Consider the following 12749-nt stretch of genomic DNA (forward strand, 5'->3'; position numbering starts at 1 on the left):
GACAAGGTTTTATAAATTTCTGTAAAATTTTCTAATGCAAAATTGTTTGAAAACTTGTATAATTCATATTGTGGATTAATCATCTGCGTAAAAATTTAGAAAATTATATTTTTGGGGAGGTCATTTTTCATGAGAAAGACAAACTGGTTATTGCTGGCACTAGCACTTGTGCTAAGCATGTTCCTGGTAGCTTGCTCAGGCGGCAATGATGATAACGCCGGCGGCAACGATTCAGGAGAAGATACGTCTTCTGAAGAAGGCGGAAGTGAAGAAGCGGAAGGCGGAGAGCCTAGTGGGGAGCAAGTACTTAACTTGATCGAAGGTTCTCAAATTCCAACAATGGATTCATCCCACGCTACTGACGCCGTTGCGTTCCAATGGTTGGGAGAAACTATGGAAGGTCTTTATCGCTTGAATGAAGATGCTCAACCTGAACCAGCAATCGCTGAAGGTGAGCCTGAAGTAAGTGAAGATGGTCTGGAGTGGACAATCAAATTGCGCGAAGATGCCGTTTGGTCTAACGGAGACCCTGTTACAGCAAACGACTTCGTTTTTGCTTGGCAGCGTGCGATCGATCCGGAAACAGGATCTGAGTACGGTCCATTCATGATGAACGATGTACTTAAGAACGCTACTGCTATCAACAATGGTGAAGCAGACGTTGAAGAACTAGGTGTAGAAGCTACTGGCGACTACGAATTGAAAATTACGCTTGAAAAGGAAGTTCCTTACTTCCATAGTCTATTGACATTTGGTACTTACCTGCCACTTAACGAAGACTTTGTTACAGAACAAGGCGATGACTACGCTTTGACTTCTGACAATCTACTATACAACGGTCCTTTCATCCTTGAAGACTGGGATCCAAAGGCTAATGAAAGCTGGAAGTTGACAAAGAACGAAGATTACTGGGATGCAGAAAATGTAACCCTTGAAACAATCAATGTAAACGTTGTAAAAGAAACTAGCACTGGTGTTAACCTTTACGAAAATGGTGAAATCGATCGTGCCGGTCTATCTTCTGAATTTGTTGAAAAATACGCTGGCTCTGAAGATTATCGCACAATGCCTGAACCTGTTCTATTCTACTTGAAGATGAACCAGGAAAATGAAGCACTTGCTAATGCGGATATCCGTAAAGCGATCGCAATGTCTATCGACAAGCAATCACTTGTAGACGTTATCCTTGCTAACGGTTCTATCCCATCAAATGGTGCCGTTCCGGAAGATTTCGTTTCTCACCCAGAATCTGGTGAAGATTTCCGTGAGCTTAATGGTGACTTGATCACAAGTGATAAGGAAAAAGCAAAAGAGCATTGGGAAAAAGGCCTGGAAGCTCTAGGTACTGATTCTGTAACACTTCGCTTCCTTGGCGGTGACTCTGAAGTTGCCAAAGAAATGGATGACTATCTTATCAACCAATTGGAAGAAAACCTGGAAGGCTTAAGCCTTGAACTTTCTTCTGTACCTTTCGAAGAGCGTATCGCTCGTGATGAAAAGTCTGACTATGATATCCAAAACTCTGGTTGGGGTCCTGACTATCTTGATGCCAGCACATGGTTGAACATGTGGATGTCTGACAGCCCGTACATGACAATGAACTACAATAGCGAGAAATATGATTCCTTAATGCAAGAAGCTAATAACGACCTATTGACAGATCTTCCTGCTCGTTTCGATAAGATGCTAGAAGCTGAAAAAGTTCTTATCGAAGAAGATACAGCGATCGCTCCGCTTTACCAGCGTTCCCGTGCGTATCTATGGAGACCATCTGTTAAAGGTGTCCAGTTCAATCCAATGGGGGCAGACTTCACATATAAACACGCATATATTGAAGAGTAATTTATATATGAGAGTTTCATACCTCTTTGGTAGAGGAGAGGGAGAGTGTACTGCCATTCAGTGGCATATACTCTCTTTTTCCGTTTAAGGACATTTTTTGAATTATTAGAACATTGAATGATTATTCATAAAAGATGAATCATTATTCACATTAATTGAGGAATAGGAGGGATAAGGATGGCTAAATACATTTTCCAACGGCTTGTATACATGTTTATCACCTTGTTTATCATCGCAACCGCTTCATTCTTCCTGATGAAGCAGCTGCCAGGTTCTCCTTTTAAAGCCGAAGAAAAGCTTTCCGCAGCGCAGCTGGAGATTTTGTATGAAAAGTATAATTTAAATGATCCACTGCCGATCCAATATCTTAACTACTTGGGCAACTTGTTTCAAGGCGACTTAGGAGTATCGTTCCAAATGAATAACCAGCCGGTTACAGAAATTTTAATGAGCCGAATTCCTGTATCAGCTCACCTGGGAATTCAAGCTATGATTATAGGTACAATTATCGGGATGTTATTAGGAGTAGTTGCTGCGTTATATAGCAATTCTGTAATTGACTATGCATCCAACATTATTTCTGTTATTGGAATATCGATTCCATCGTTTATATTTGCTGGTTTACTCCAATATTATCTGGGGGTTGAATTAGGAATTCTACCAGTTGCATTCTGGGGTTCTTTTGCCCATACAATCATGCCGACGATTGCATTGGCAATATTCCCGCTGGCGATATCAGCCAGGTTTGTCCGGACAGAGTTGATTGAAGTGTTAGGATCCGACTATATCGTAACAGCACGTGCTAAAGGGGTAAGCAACGCAACACTAATGTTCAAACACGGTTTACGTAATGCATTGATTCCACTCGTTACTGTAATGGGACCAATGGCGGTCAGCTTGATGACTGGTACGCTGGTAATTGAGCAGATTTTTGCCGTGCCTGGAATTGGTGAACAGTTCGTAACTTCCATTATGACGGACGACTTTCCGATTATCATGGGAACTACACTATTCTTCGCCTTTTTCTTCATCTTGATTATTCTCGTCATCGATATTCTATATGGAATCATCGATCCGCGTATTCGAATCGCTGGGGGTAAAGACTAATGGCAAAAGATAATTTAGATAGAGATTTATTCGTACCTGCAAAGCAAGATGATGAAGGTAGTGAAAAAATCCAGCGTCCCAGTCTAAGCTACTGGCAGGATGCTTGGATTCGCCTGCGTAAAAACAAAGGTGCCATTTTTGGCATGATTGTACTCTTCATCATTTTCATTATGGCGATTATTGGTCCTTTCTTTAACGAAAAGGGAATCAATGATCAGGACTTAGGCTTATCAAAATTGCCTCCAAGGGTCCAGGGGCTTGAAGATGTTCGCTGGTTAGGCTTGGATGGTACAAAGTCAGATACTTTTGAAGCATCTAGTGTCGAGGCAGCCAAAGAACGTCTGCGTCAGCGCTACACACAGCGTGATGACGAATTCATGACGTATGATGTTAAGAGTGACAAAGACGGCAGCGCGGAAGTCACAGGTTATTTTCATATCTACGAAGCCAAGGGTTTGCAAGATCAATACTATTGGTTTGGTACAGATACCTTAGGCCGTGACCTATTCACAAGGACTTGGTATGGTACCCGTATTTCTTTATACATTGCATTCTTGGCTGCGGCAATAGATATGGTTATCGGGGTCGCATATGGTGGTATTTCTGCCTATTATGGCGGCCGGGTCGATGATGTCATGCAGCGGATTATTGAAATTCTTGTTGGTATTCCGAACTTAGTCGTGGTTATTCTGATGATTATGATTCTGGATCCCGGCATCATTTCCATAACCATCGCCCTTACGATCACCGGTTGGATAGGTATGGCACGGATTGTAAGGGGACAAGTGCTGAAATTGAAGAACCAGGAATTCGTCCTGGCATCACGGACGTTAGGTTCCTCCAACACCCGAATTCTAAGTAAACATCTTATTCCTAATACCTTAGGAATGATTATTGTTAATACAATGTTCACGATTCCTTCCGCGATTTTCTTCGAAGCTTTCTTAAGCTTCATTGGTTTAGGGTTGCAGTCACCGCAAGCATCGTTGGGAACCTTGATTAATGATGGGTTTAAAGCGTTACAAATCAACCCATATATTATGATTTTCCCTGCAATCGTGATTTCCCTTATCATGATCGCGTTCAACATATTGGCAGATGGACTTCGGGATGCCTTAGATCCGAAGATGCGTGAATAGGAGGCAGGTGCAACAATGGAAAATATATTAGAAGTGAAAGACTTGAATATTTCCTTCGATACCTATGGGGGAGAAGTTAAAGCGATCCGCGGTGTCTCCTTTGATCTAAAGAAAGGGGAAACACTTGCAATTGTAGGAGAATCAGGCTCAGGTAAGTCAGTTACGACTAGAGCGATTGCCCGGCTGATTCCTTCACCGCCAGGACGTATCACGAGTGGAGAAATTTTGTTTGAAGGTAAAGATTTAGTTAAAGCAAGTGAAAAACAAATGCAAAATATTCGTGGGAAAGATATATCAACGATATTTCAGGATCCAATGACGTCATTGAATCCTACGATGAAAATCGGCAACCAGATCATGGAGGGCTTGATCAAGCACCAGAAAATGCCCCGTGGTCAGGCTAAGAAACGGACGGTTGAGCTATTGGAATTGGTCGGACTGCCAAATGCGTCTGAACGAGTGGATCAGTATCCTCACCAATTTTCTGGTGGTCAGCGTCAGCGGGTTGTAGTCGCAATCGCACTGGCTTGTAACCCAAAAATTCTTATTGCCGATGAGCCAACAACCGCATTGGATGTAACGATTCAAGCGCAAATTCTTGAATTGATGAAAGATATTCAGAAGAAAACCGACAGTTCCATCATTTTTATCACGCATGACCTTGGTGTCGTAGCTAACGTTGCCGATCGTGTAGCTGTCATGTATGCCGGTAAAATTGTGGAGATTGGTACAGTAGATGATATTTTCTATAATCCGAAACATCCATACACCTGGGGGCTGCTAGGTTCCATGCCGACACTGGATAGTAACGAAGAAGAACTTGTCGCTATTCCTGGGTCGCCTCCGGATATGCTGAAGCCGCCAAAAGGGGATGCATTCGCTCCAAGGAATGAATATGCTTTGGAGATTGATAAAGTGCAAGAACCGCCAATGTTCAAGGTGTCGGAGACTCATTACGCTGCAACCTGGCTGCTTCATGAGTATGCTCCTGATATCGAACCACCTGAAGCCGTCAAGAAACGGATGAAAGGGTTCGCCAAAACAGGGACCATCCGTACATCTGAGGAAGGTGAAAAATCATGAGCAAAGAAAAATTACTTGAAGTCAAAAACCTTAAACAGCATTTCCGTACCGGAAGACATAGTGTCGTAAAGGCGGTTGATGGAATCAGCTTTGACATTTATGAAGGGGAAACATTCGGCCTTGTAGGGGAGTCTGGTTGTGGCAAATCTACAACTGGTCGTACGATTATCCGCTTGTATAATGCTACGGACGGGGAAGTGAAGTTTCAGGGAGAAGATGTGCATGGAAAAAAATCTGCGAAGGATTTGAAGAAGTTTAACCGCAGAATGCAAATGATTTTCCAGGATCCATACGCATCCCTGAATCCTCGAATGACTGTCATGGATATCATTGCGGAAGGTATTGATATTCATGGTCTGGCTGATTCTCAGGAGGCACGAAAAAAACGTGTCTACGACCTATTGGAAACTGTTGGATTAAATAAAGAACACGCCAACCGCTACCCACATGAATTCAGTGGCGGTCAGCGTCAGAGAATTGGAATTGCCCGGGCACTTGCAGTTGATCCAAGCTTCATAATCGCTGATGAGCCGATATCCGCACTTGACGTGTCCATTCAGGCTCAGGTAGTCAACTTGATGAAGAAATTGCAAAAAGAAAATAACTTGACCTATTTGTTCATCGCGCATGACTTATCGATGGTCAAGTATATCAGTGACCGTATTGGTGTTATGTATTTTGGGAGAATCGTTGAACTGGCTGATTCCGATGAATTGTATGCCAATCCGATGCACCCCTATACCAAATCATTACTATCCGCTATCCCGTTACCGGATCCGGACTATGAGCGTAATCGTATCCGGACAACCTATGATCCAAGCCAGAACGATACCAGTGAAGAGCCTGAATTTCGTGAGGTGCGACCTGATCATTGGGTATTATGTACAACGAAGGAATTCGAGCATTATAAAAAAGAATATGCGTCCGTTTAACAACGGCTAGAATTAAGGCAAGGTACGTTCTTATAAGAATGTCGCCTTGCCTTTTTGTATATATTTAAAGGAAGAAATTAGTTCATATGATATATTTTGGTGTATTTCTACAATATTTCACAAAATAGTCTACCAATAAGTAGTAATCCTCTTTTATAATAGAAGATAGTAAAAAAATGGGGGAGTAGGATTTAATATGGGAAAAACTTTCAGACAGCTTAAGAGATTCATGACTATCAGTTTGTTGACGATTCTGGCACTTATTCCGGTACATACGCTGCACGCTGAAGACAACGAAGGCGAAGGGGAAGTATTGCCAGTAAAGGATTTACAAGTACGGGAAATGTCACTGGAGCTTTTGAACAATGAGAAACCAGCAGCCAGGTTCGTTTATAATTCAGGATTGACGTTTGAGTACCCGGATGCTGTACGTGGAATCTATGTAACGGGAAATTCAGCCGGGGGCAGTCGTTTCGAGTCGTTGCTTGATCTGGTTGAATCGACAGATTTGAACGCAATGGTTATCGATATTAAAGAAGATCATGGGAATATCACATTCAAACCTGATGAAGATTCACCATATTATGATATCGCTCAGCCGTATATAAAAGAACCAAGAAAAATGCTCGAAGTCCTTGAAGAAAAAGGCATCTATCCGATTGCCCGGGTGGTAGTATTTAAAGATTCAATTTTGGCAAAAGAGCGTCCGGAGCTTTCTTTTAAGCAAAACGGGCAGGTATGGGTCAATGGACGAGGAGAAGCTTTCGTCAATCCATTTATGAAAGAAGTATGGGAGTACAACGTAGAAATTGCCAAAATGGCAGCAGAGCTTGGGTTTATGGATATCCAGTTCGACTACGTACGCTTCCCGGAAGGATTCGAGAATCGTGATGAAGAATTAGAATACGGTCAGGGTGAATATGCAGAATTAGAGGGAGATAATGTTCAAAAACGCGTGACAGCCGTGACTGACTTCGTCGCTTATGCGAGAGAGCAACTTCACAGCTATGGTGTTGATGTATCAGTTGATATCTTTGGGTATTCAGCTACGATTCCGGAAGCACCGGGGATTGGACAGAATTTCTCAAAAATCAGTTCAAATGTCGATGTCATCTCATCGATGATCTATCCGAGTCACTGGACTTCCTACTTCGGAATCGAAAAACCGGATACGCAGCCATACAAGCTTACTGTGGAATATGCCAAGGTGGAAAATGAAGTGTTAGGCAAGCTGGATAACGCGCCGACTTCACGTCCTTGGATACAGGACTTTGAAGCACCATGGCTTTACTCTGGACCTCCAACGCAATATGGTGTGAAAGAAGTGGAGGATCAGATCAGGGCATTAAATGAAAATGGTATTCATGAGTATTTGATTTGGAATCCAGGCAACAGCTATACGGAGGGCGTCGATTATACACCTCTGGACTAAAAATGATAAAAAAGCATGGAAGCAATGGCTTCCATGCTTTTTTATTGTCTAGGAAATTATAAAATTCTCTTTTTGTGAATAACTTTACGTGGTGGGTTACATCCAGCTTCAGCGCCTACCCCCTCGAGGTCTTAAGTCAATCCTCTCTGTGACCAAGAACGTCACGCCGAGGCTTGTCTTAAGCTTGTCGGGGGTGGGCAAGGCGCTTGCGCTTTTGTACTGTAGCTTAACTTATTTGTGAGTTCCTCCGACTTTACGCCACGTATCCTGGTACGCACGCGACCTGCCTATAAACTCATCCTTTTTTCCCCGGCTGAATAATTTGTTTCCAATACCGTTGACAGCAACACCGAGAAACGCGGTTGCGCCGATAATCCCTAACCCTAACAATGTAATATCGAGCAGCAATGCACCCATAGGCTCCCCTCCTTTTAACGGTTACTTTTATTTTAGTTTATGTTTAAAGAAAAGAAAAGCGGGAAAAGGTAATGTTGAAAATGCTTTCAAACATCGGTTAACAATTTTGAAAAAATTCGTTATAATGAGAACGACTAACTTGTAAGGGAGCAGATTTATGAATTGGTATGAAAAGTTGAAACAATACTTTCCGATTGAAGAAATGAAATCACGCGAACATATGGAGACATTACTCAAAGAAAAAGGCGATGTTTATTTTAAGGACGAAGGTCCTCATCATGTATTAATGTATGCAGAGTTTCCATCGTTTATTTTCATTGATTATGTGTATGTATCAGCTGCGTCCCGCGGTCAGGGACTCGGCCATAAGCTGATGGAGAAGATGAAAGAGAAAGGGAAGCCGATCATCCTTGAAGTGGAACCTGTTGATTATGATGATACCGATACGGAGAAGCGACTCCGCTTCTATCAACGTGAAGGTTTCAAACATGCCCAATCGATTGGCTATACAAGAAAATCACTGGCTACAAATGAACCGAACTCTATGGAAATCCTCTATTGGTCCCCTGAAGATGCATCCGAAGAACAAATTTATGAGCAAATGAAAAAGATGTACGAAGAAATCCACACCTATAAAGATACTCAATTTTATGGCAAGTCCTATGAGCCTGTAGACGAAGCAATAACCTACGATGAAGATAAAGACAATGATGATATTTTGGCTAGACTAGAAAAAGAAAAAGCATAAGAATGAATAGATGGGGTTGTCTCCTCACGAGCTTCCAGACATGTAATGCAACTGTTAGTCCTTATTCTTGTCTGATAAGCCCTCATAAGGGACAACCTTTTTTCAATTTCGTTGGGCTAAATGAAAATGGAATATAAAGATATTATAAAAGTGAAACTTTGTTAAAACTTGAACGTATGGAAATAGTGAATCCCCATCAAAAGGGCATAAAAACAAGGGGAAAATTTATATAAAAATATGTTTAATAGATGAAAATGAGGGTATATTACAAGTGTCAGAATAATAATGAGTTGTTTGTATAAGTTTTGTGCAAAATAATTACAATCACTACTGGCTATCACTTGACAGTTATGGTATAGTATACATAGACTGTTATTTAAACTTATTTTAAACTGGCAAGCAAATAACAACCTTGTATGATAAATACATTTTGAGGAGTGAAGTTCCCATGGTAACTCTATATACCTCACCAAGCTGTACATCATGCCGCAAAGCGAAAGCGTGGCTGGAAGAACATAATATCCCTTTCATGGAACGTAATATTTTCTCAGAGTCTTTAACGCTGGATGAAATAAAAGAAATCCTGCGTATGACGGAGGATGGTACGGAAGAGATTATCTCTACCCGATCAAAAGTGTTCCAGAAACTGGACGTCGATTTTGAACAAATGCCTTTGAAAGATTTGTTTGATTTAATTCAGGAAAACCCTGGATTGTTGCGTCGTCCAATCATTATTGATGAAAAGCGTCTGCAAGTCGGCTACAACGAAGATGAGATTCGCCGCTTCCTGCCAAGAAGCGTTCGTACTTTCCAGCTTCGTGAAGCGCAGCGCCTTGTAAACTAATAGAAAAAGACCGCATACATAGCGGTCTTTTTTTGTAGTTTTTACAACTTTCCTAATATCTGATTAGGCTTGAGAGGCCGGGTTATTATTCCGGTAGCCCCAGGCAATGACGAGAAAAATCGTGACAAGTGGCATGACGTATTGAAGGGAGTCGAATTGTTCAAAAAATATCCGAAGGCGACGTTCTTCCAGAATCATTTCGGCAGCCGTGTAGGCGAGTATCCCAGCTCCGATGTATACAAGGGAAGGAAAACGTTCCATCAGCCGCAAGATAATTTTGCTCCCCCAGATGATAATCGGGACTGATACTAAAAGCCCCATGGCCACTAACAAAATATTGTCGTGCGAGGCGCCGGCGATGGCGAGTACATTATCAAAACCCATCACGATATCAGCAAACACTATTGTTTTGATCGCCGAGATCAGGCTGTCACTTGCTTTAATATCCGGCTCTTCTTCTTCTTCGGTCAATAACTTGATAGCGATATAAATAAGCAGCACACCACCGATCAGCCTCAAAAAGGGAATATGCAATAAATAGAGGGCTACCGCTGTTAGCAGGACACGCACAATGATAGCAAGGCCTGTCCCAAAAAGAATCGCTTTATTGCGTTGTTTCTCCGGGAGGTTCCTGCTGGCAAGTGCAATGACAATGGCGTTATCCCCGCCAAGGACGATATCAATACCGATAATGATCAACATTGCCTGAATCAATTCCCATTCCATAAAAAAGCCTCCTGACATGTAGTGACAAATGACTAGAAATAAGCTAAAATAGACAACTAACCATAGATTTATCATTCAATAAATTTACCGGTTGCAGGCAAATGCCGAATCACATTTTACGTGGGTCGTGACATTCGTTTGTTTTTAGTAAAATGAAGCATTTTGTTTTCCGAAAAGACGCTCCTGTCATACAATAGAATTAAGAGATGCCTATCCCCATATTCCTAAGATTAAACGAAAGGAATATAGGGTAAGGTATACTATAAAATAACAACAAGGGTGAAGCAGTCCCTTCCGCATATCCGAAAATAGAAGGGAGAGAAAATGCATGGAAATAGAAAGAATAAATGAAAATACAATTAAGTTTTATGTCTCGTACCATGATGTAGAACAACGTGGATTCGATCGGGAAGATATCTGGTATAACCGTGACCGAAGTGAGCAGCTGTTCTGGGAAATGATGGACGAAGTCAATGATAAAGAAAATTTCCACGCTGACGGTCCCCTATGGATCCAGGTGCAGGCGATGGAAAAAGGTCTGGAAGTCATTGTTACAAAAGCACAGCTTTCATCTGATGGTCAAAAGCTTGAACTCCCGACTGAAAATGGAAAAACCATCGATATGCCGGTGGATGAAAAAATAGAATCTATGCTTGATGAAAAACTGAATGAAGCAGAAAATGAATCACAGGACGATGAGGCAGACCGTTTTGAAAATGACCTGGAGCCGATGCAGTTCATGATCCGCTTCCATGAATTTGAAGATGCTATTCAGTTGAGCTACCGATTCGATAACACCGATGGTTTTGAGCAGAGCATGTACCATTTTGAAAATGCCTACTATCTATATATTCAGTTTGATGATGAAAATATGAGTGATGATGAGCAGGAAAATATATTGAGTAAGGTTTTGGAATACGGTAATGAATCCGAACTCACCATCCATCGTCTGCAGGAGTATGGTAAGACTATATTTGCAGAAGATGCCTTGAACCAGATAAAAACTTACTTTCCTCAATAATTAGAAAGCATGCCGCGCTGGTGGTATGCTTTTTATTTTTGGTGAGGGAAATTCTTAATGAAACAAAGCCTTTGGGTGAGAGACAACCCATTACATATATGCGCTTGTGCATCCATAAAAGAGAAATTAATAGCGTATGAGAGACAATCGTAAAATGCCATCCCGAGCAGGATTTTTGTCGGTACATGTCGAATAAGTAACGTATGGTCAAGAAATTTCACCAGGTTTTTATGGTGATAGATTTTAATGAAAAAGGAGGTGGACTATTGCTTAGTGCCGTAAATGATGACGGTCGATTGATCCAGCTGGCAGGCCGGCATATATCAGAACTGCTTCAGGCGGAGAAAGACAGCTATTTTTGTCCGCAGTGTCAGGAGCCTGTTTTAATCCGGGCGGGGGCAAAAGTAACTCCGCATTTTGCTCATTATCCCAATAGTGACTGCCCATCCAGTAAGGGTGGGGAGGGGAGTTACCACCATCAGGGTAAGGTACGGTTATGGGAATGGCTGCAAGCTCAAGGGTATGAGGCAGAGCTGGAACCTTACATACCTGAAATCCAGCAGCGGCCGGATATATTGCTACAGATGAAAACGAAGCGTGTGGCCATTGAGTACCAATGTGCCCGGATACCAGAAATGGAAGTAGCGAAACGTACCACAGAATATCACCGTGTTGGTGTCTTCCCATTATGGGTCCTTGGAGGTAACCGTTTGGCCAGAAAATGGACAGACAGCATCCAATTAACCTCGTTTGAAAGAAACTTCATTTATCATTTCCATGACTACCGTATTTATTTTTACGATCCTTCCACCGACCAACTGTTAATCGCAAGTCACCTTCAGGCAAGCGGGAGAACCCGCATATTCACATCATTCCATTTTGTTCCCTTACAACAGCTTTCCTTCTCCCAGCTATTCACTTCTGATATTCATCCTCTTAATCATATGCCATCAGGGTGGAAAAGTTTCATTAAAACGAAGCGGCTTCGCGCTCCGGGCCATGTATCGATTCAGGAAAAAAGATGGCGACAGTATTTGTACCAGGCTAGCCTCCATCCTTCGTTATTACCAACTCTCGCTTACCTTCCAGTCACAAGCCAGTTACAGATCGCCGAGGTACCATGGGTCTGGCAGAGCCGTTATTTGTTGGATGCCTTTATGCCTGCTTCGATAGGAACACTTCTCCCCCATCGTACTGCCCCAAGGCTAAGCACCTTATTACATGTTTCGTCTACACCTTCCCCTCTTGAGGAATACTTGAATCTCTTAACTCAACTTGGTTTTACTGAAGAGATATCACCACAACATTATCGGAAAACAAAAGCGTTGGCCTTGCCGCGTACGATCGAGGAAGCCCTCCAGCAGGATGAAATTTTATTTAATTCATTGAAAAACGGGTAAAAAGTTTCGAAATATCATAAAATAGGGAGGTATTTCCTATTTTTTGGAGAAATCAGTT

The 12749-nt window shown here is 42.0% G+C and carries 12 protein-coding genes; 10 read left to right on the top strand and 2 right to left on the bottom strand.

Annotation, left to right across the window (positions count from 1 at the left end):
• Positions 1 to 129: 129 nt before the first annotated feature.
• The 6 genes from B9Y67_RS12130 to B9Y67_RS12155 all read left to right on the top strand — a co-directional run bounded on the left by B9Y67_RS12130 (position 130) and on the right by B9Y67_RS12155 (position 7535).
• Positions 130 to 1842 (top strand): peptide ABC transporter substrate-binding protein, encoded by a 1713-nt coding sequence (locus tag B9Y67_RS12130; protein ID WP_085506970.1) that lies wholly within the window; start codon positions 130 to 132, stop codon positions 1840 to 1842.
• A 177-nt stretch (positions 1843 to 2019) separates the two neighbouring features.
• Positions 2020 to 2949, top strand: coding sequence for an oligopeptide ABC transporter permease (opp3b, locus tag B9Y67_RS12135; RefSeq protein WP_085506971.1), 930 nt, complete (start codon positions 2020 to 2022; stop codon positions 2947 to 2949).
• Positions 2949 to 4088 (top strand): oligopeptide ABC transporter permease, encoded by a 1140-nt coding sequence (gene opp3C / locus B9Y67_RS12140; RefSeq protein WP_085506972.1) that lies wholly within the window; start codon positions 2949 to 2951, stop codon positions 4086 to 4088. The genes opp3b and opp3C overlap by 1 nt, the downstream gene beginning before the upstream one ends.
• A gap of 15 nt (positions 4089 to 4103) precedes the next feature.
• Complete coding sequence (locus tag B9Y67_RS12145; protein ID WP_085506973.1) at positions 4104 to 5171, top strand: ABC transporter ATP-binding protein; 1068 nt, start codon at positions 4104 to 4106, stop codon at positions 5169 to 5171.
• Entirely contained in the window at positions 5168 to 6103 is a 936-nt protein-coding gene (locus tag B9Y67_RS12150; RefSeq protein WP_085506974.1) for an ABC transporter ATP-binding protein, read from the top strand. Before B9Y67_RS12145 ends, B9Y67_RS12150 begins: the two co-directional genes overlap by 4 nt.
• A 229-nt stretch (positions 6104 to 6332) precedes the next feature.
• The gene (locus B9Y67_RS12155; RefSeq protein WP_254901793.1) at positions 6333 to 7535 is read left to right on the top strand and encodes a putative glycoside hydrolase; all 1203 of its coding nucleotides are present in this window, start codon (positions 6333 to 6335) and stop codon (positions 7533 to 7535) included.
• A 231-nt stretch (positions 7536 to 7766) separates the two neighbouring features.
• Here B9Y67_RS12155 and B9Y67_RS12160 read toward each other — a convergent pair whose 3' ends face one another.
• Positions 7767 to 7952 carry a hypothetical protein gene (locus tag B9Y67_RS12160; RefSeq protein WP_085506976.1) on the bottom strand — a complete coding sequence of 62 codons (186 nt, stop codon included), beginning with the start codon at positions 7950 to 7952 and terminating at the stop codon, positions 7767 to 7769.
• Positions 7953 to 8109: 157 nt separating this feature from the next.
• On the opposite strand from B9Y67_RS12160, the gene B9Y67_RS12165 reads away from it, so the two are divergent.
• Positions 8110 to 8700 carry a GNAT family N-acetyltransferase gene (locus tag B9Y67_RS12165; protein ID WP_085506977.1) on the top strand — a complete coding sequence of 197 codons (591 nt, stop codon included), beginning with the start codon at positions 8110 to 8112 and terminating at the stop codon, positions 8698 to 8700.
• Positions 8701 to 9148: 448 nt separating this feature from the next.
• Positions 9149 to 9544, top strand: coding sequence for a transcriptional regulator SpxA (spxA, locus tag B9Y67_RS12170; RefSeq protein ID WP_085506978.1), 396 nt, complete (start codon positions 9149 to 9151; stop codon positions 9542 to 9544).
• Positions 9545 to 9607: 63 nt separating this feature from the next.
• Here the strand turns inward: spxA and B9Y67_RS12175 are convergent, their stop codons facing one another.
• The gene (locus B9Y67_RS12175) at positions 9608 to 10270 is read right to left on the bottom strand and encodes a TerC family protein (RefSeq protein ID WP_085506979.1); all 663 of its coding nucleotides are present in this window, start codon (positions 10268 to 10270) and stop codon (positions 9608 to 9610) included.
• 328 nt (positions 10271 to 10598) lie between these two features.
• On the opposite strand from B9Y67_RS12175, the gene mecA reads away from it, so the two are divergent.
• Both mecA and B9Y67_RS12185 read left to right on the top strand, forming a co-directional pair.
• Positions 10599 to 11291, top strand: a complete 693-nt coding sequence (gene mecA, locus B9Y67_RS12180; RefSeq protein ID WP_085506980.1) for an adaptor protein MecA — start codon at positions 10599 to 10601, stop codon at positions 11289 to 11291.
• 266 nt (positions 11292 to 11557) lie between these two features.
• The gene (locus B9Y67_RS12185; protein ID WP_176223989.1) at positions 11558 to 12691 is read left to right on the top strand and encodes a competence protein CoiA; all 1134 of its coding nucleotides are present in this window, start codon (positions 11558 to 11560) and stop codon (positions 12689 to 12691) included.
• Positions 12692 to 12749: the final 58 nt, after the last annotated feature.

Origin of the sequence: Thalassobacillus devorans (assembly GCF_900176565.1) — a bacterium.
In the GTDB taxonomy this organism is placed as follows: Bacteria; Bacillota; Bacilli; order Bacillales; family Halobacillaceae; genus Thalassobacillus; species Thalassobacillus devorans_A.

Bases quoted from the DNA above. Each gene is read 5' to 3' on its own strand.
- B9Y67_RS12150 (WP_085506974.1), top strand. From the start codon at position 5,168: ATGAGCAAAGAAAAATTACTTGAAGTCAAAAACCTTAAACAGCATTTC.
- B9Y67_RS12160 (WP_085506976.1), bottom strand. From the start codon at position 7,952: ATGGGTGCATTGCTGCTCGATATTACATTGTTAGGGTTAGGGATTATC.
- opp3C (WP_085506972.1), top strand. From the start codon at position 2,949: ATGGCAAAAGATAATTTAGATAGAGATTTATTCGTACCTGCAAAGCAA.
- opp3b (WP_085506971.1), top strand. From the start codon at position 2,020: ATGGCTAAATACATTTTCCAACGGCTTGTATACATGTTTATCACCTTG.
- B9Y67_RS12165 (WP_085506977.1), top strand. From the start codon at position 8,110: ATGAATTGGTATGAAAAGTTGAAACAATACTTTCCGATTGAAGAAATG.
- spxA (WP_085506978.1), top strand. From the start codon at position 9,149: ATGGTAACTCTATATACCTCACCAAGCTGTACATCATGCCGCAAAGCG.
- mecA (WP_085506980.1), top strand. From the start codon at position 10,599: ATGGAAATAGAAAGAATAAATGAAAATACAATTAAGTTTTATGTCTCG.
- B9Y67_RS12130 (WP_085506970.1), top strand. From the start codon at position 130: ATGAGAAAGACAAACTGGTTATTGCTGGCACTAGCACTTGTGCTAAGC.
- B9Y67_RS12175 (WP_085506979.1), bottom strand. From the start codon at position 10,270: ATGGAATGGGAATTGATTCAGGCAATGTTGATCATTATCGGTATTGAT.
- B9Y67_RS12155 (WP_254901793.1), top strand. From the start codon at position 6,333: ATGACTATCAGTTTGTTGACGATTCTGGCACTTATTCCGGTACATACG.
- B9Y67_RS12145 (WP_085506973.1), top strand. From the start codon at position 4,104: ATGGAAAATATATTAGAAGTGAAAGACTTGAATATTTCCTTCGATACC.